Origin of the sequence: Emticicia sp., assembly GCF_049241225.1 — a bacterium.
GTDB lineage: Bacteria > Bacteroidota > Bacteroidia > Cytophagales > Spirosomataceae > Emticicia.
On record NZ_JBMLRC010000279.1, the window covers coordinates 1 to 2,357 of the forward strand.

At 35.2% G+C, this 2,357-nt stretch carries 4 protein-coding genes; 2 read left to right on the forward strand and 2 right to left on the reverse strand.

Annotated elements, in window-relative coordinates; translation table 11 throughout:
- Positions 1-132 precede the first annotated feature (132 nt).
- Positions 133-372, reverse strand: a complete 240-nt coding sequence (locus ACOVO2_RS15130; RefSeq protein WP_421770788.1) for a hypothetical protein — start codon at positions 370-372, stop codon at positions 133-135.
- A gap of 25 nt (positions 373-397) precedes the next feature.
- Positions 398-1,132: a hypothetical protein gene (locus ACOVO2_RS15135; protein ID WP_421770789.1), complete on the reverse strand. Its 735-nt coding sequence runs from the start codon at positions 1,130-1,132 to the stop codon at positions 398-400.
- Between the two features lie 105 nt (positions 1,133-1,237).
- Here ACOVO2_RS15135 and ACOVO2_RS15140 point away from each other — a divergent pair, with 105 nt between their 5' ends.
- Positions 1,238-1,489 (forward strand): helix-turn-helix domain-containing protein, encoded by a 252-nt coding sequence (locus ACOVO2_RS15140; protein ID WP_421770790.1) that lies wholly within the window; start codon positions 1,238-1,240, stop codon positions 1,487-1,489.
- Positions 1,490-1,666: 177 nt separating this feature from the next.
- Positions 1,667-2,357: class I tRNA ligase family protein (locus ACOVO2_RS15145; protein WP_421770791.1), on the forward strand; the 691-nt coding region annotated here is incomplete at its 3' end.

A 2,357-nucleotide genomic window follows, 5' to 3' on the forward strand; every position in this document is an offset into this window, starting at 1 on the left:
TTTGCTGTGGCGTAAGGCTTTATAGAAAGATAAATCTATGCCTCCGAGTTTCCGAAAAGGGAGAGTTGAGGAAACGAAGAAATAATAAATCAAGGCATTCAGAAAAATACCTTGATTTTATCAAACTATGTGTCACTTCTGCACAACATAAAAATAAATTAGTAATGAAAGAAAGGAAAACAAAGCAAGTTTATAAAAATACTGTTTATTTCCCCAATTCTTGTAAAGTATTATTGGTGTCGCAACACATAATAAAGCGTACAGTGCATATATTATATTTTTATTTGATGACAAGTAACCCATTGCCATCATCAAATAAGGTGTAGCTAATAACATATAGCTTAACCATTTAGAATCAATTACTTTTTTCATAGAAATAAATTTTTATAAATTTAATTTATGCAGGGCATCCAGCCACGCAAATATTATAATTATCCTCAGCTACATCGTACTGGTCATCGTGAATATAAGCTGCCACTACTTCACACACAGCAAAAGCGAATAAGGTGGGAGAAAGTAATACACATCCCGCAGATGTAGCTGTAAACTGTCTATCTGCTGAGGCTTCTGCTACATCTCTACCATGCTGACAATTTGACCTACAATCCAAAATCGACCTATATTTGTATGTATTACTCCTCTCTTTTATGTAAGCGTCATGAGCTTCTCCTAATGTAAAGCTTAAGTCTGTTTTCGAAAAAGACTTTAATTCGGGAATCTCATTGTAAAATTGCAAAAAACTATTTTTGAGCACTTCTCGTTGTTTTAATTTTTTTTGAGGGTTTTGATAATATTCATTTACAAATTTTTCATAATCTGCTTCACTTTTTATGTTTTGTAGTTTCGTCAAAGCTTCTTTCGAATTGTTACCTTTTTTGAGTTTTATACTCTCATAATCACTATTCGCTTTTTCAAAAGCTAAAAAACCTTTGGAATTTATTATCTTGAGTAAAATCTCATCCAAATCAACAGAATATTTCTGTGAAATACTATTTTTACTCTGGCTGATATCCAAGTTATTTTGAACATCGCCAACCTCATTAATCTCTTCATTTTGACATGAATAAGAAAATAATGTTAAGAATGCCAGTAAACCGAATAAAACTACGCTTTTTTTGTGCTTGATTTTCATTATTTTGGTTATTAAAGTGAATTTATTGAATTAAACTAAAGTATTAGTTTTTGATAAGGCAAATTTGCTCTAATATATTTATTAAACGGTGTAGTTTTTTGTGTCGTGAAATATCTGCGAGACAAAGAGGGCATCATAAAATTCGGACTACGTCTCAGAGAAGTCCGATTGGAGAAAGGCTTTACACAAGAAGAGCTGGCATATTCTTGTGGTCTTTCTTTAAGTCAAATAGGCAGAATTGAGCGAGGAGTCTTAAATACAAGTTTAAGCACAATTTTTGTTTTGGTCAGAACATTAAAAGTTGATTTGAAATATTTATTTGACTTTGAATTACCCTCTTATGATAGAGAATTTTAACCAATGTAATTGGGACATTAATAAAGCCTTGATAAAAAGATTCTGAAATAAATATAGGTCTGAGTTGTTTTTTGAACAGCACTCTCCCCCTCAAAAACAAAAACTTTTGAGGGGTTTTTCGTTTCTATGTAGCAATACCGTAACTTTGCACAATAATTTTTGAATACTAAAGAAGATATGACCGAAACTCCGCAAAAATATACCGTTACGGCCGCTTTGATTTATGCCAATGGCCCTATTCACATTGGGCATTTGGCTGGCTGCTACATCCCTGCTGATATTTACGTGCGTTATCTCCGCTCGAAAGGGGCTGATGTGGCCTTTATCAGTGGTACTGACGAACACGGCGTGCCAATTACAGTAAAAGCCCGTAAAGAAGGAAAAACACCTCAGGAAGTTGTTGATTTCTATTACGAACAAATCAAAAAATCTTTCGCTGATTTTGGTATTTCATTCGATATTTATTCTCGCACGTCCAACCAAACGCATCATAAAAACTCGCAAGAAATTTTTACGACGTTGTACGATAAAGGCTATTTCGACGAAGAAACCAGCGAGCAATACTTCGATGAAGTAGCTCAACAGTTTTTGGCTGATAGATACATCGTGGGCGAGTGTCCAACTTGTGCAAACCCCAATGCTTACGGCGACCAATGCGAAAAATGTGGTTCGACACTCTCGCCAACTGAGTTGAAAAACCCTCGTTCGACGCTCTCTGGCTCGAAGCCTATCATGAAAAGTACCAAAAACTGGTATTTGCCACTCGACCGTATGCAGCCCGACATTGAGAAATACGTAAACAGCCACAAAGAGTGGAAAACCAACGTATTCGGTCAGTGCCAATCATGGTTAAAAGATGGACTAAGAC

Excerpts from the sequence above, each read along its gene's own strand:
- ACOVO2_RS15130 (WP_421770788.1), bottom strand. The coding sequence starts at position 372 with ATGAAAAAAGTAATTGATTCTAAATGGTTAAGCTATATGTTATTAGCT.
- ACOVO2_RS15135 (WP_421770789.1), bottom strand. The coding sequence starts at position 1,132 with ATGAAAATCAAGCACAAAAAAAGCGTAGTTTTATTCGGTTTACTGGCA.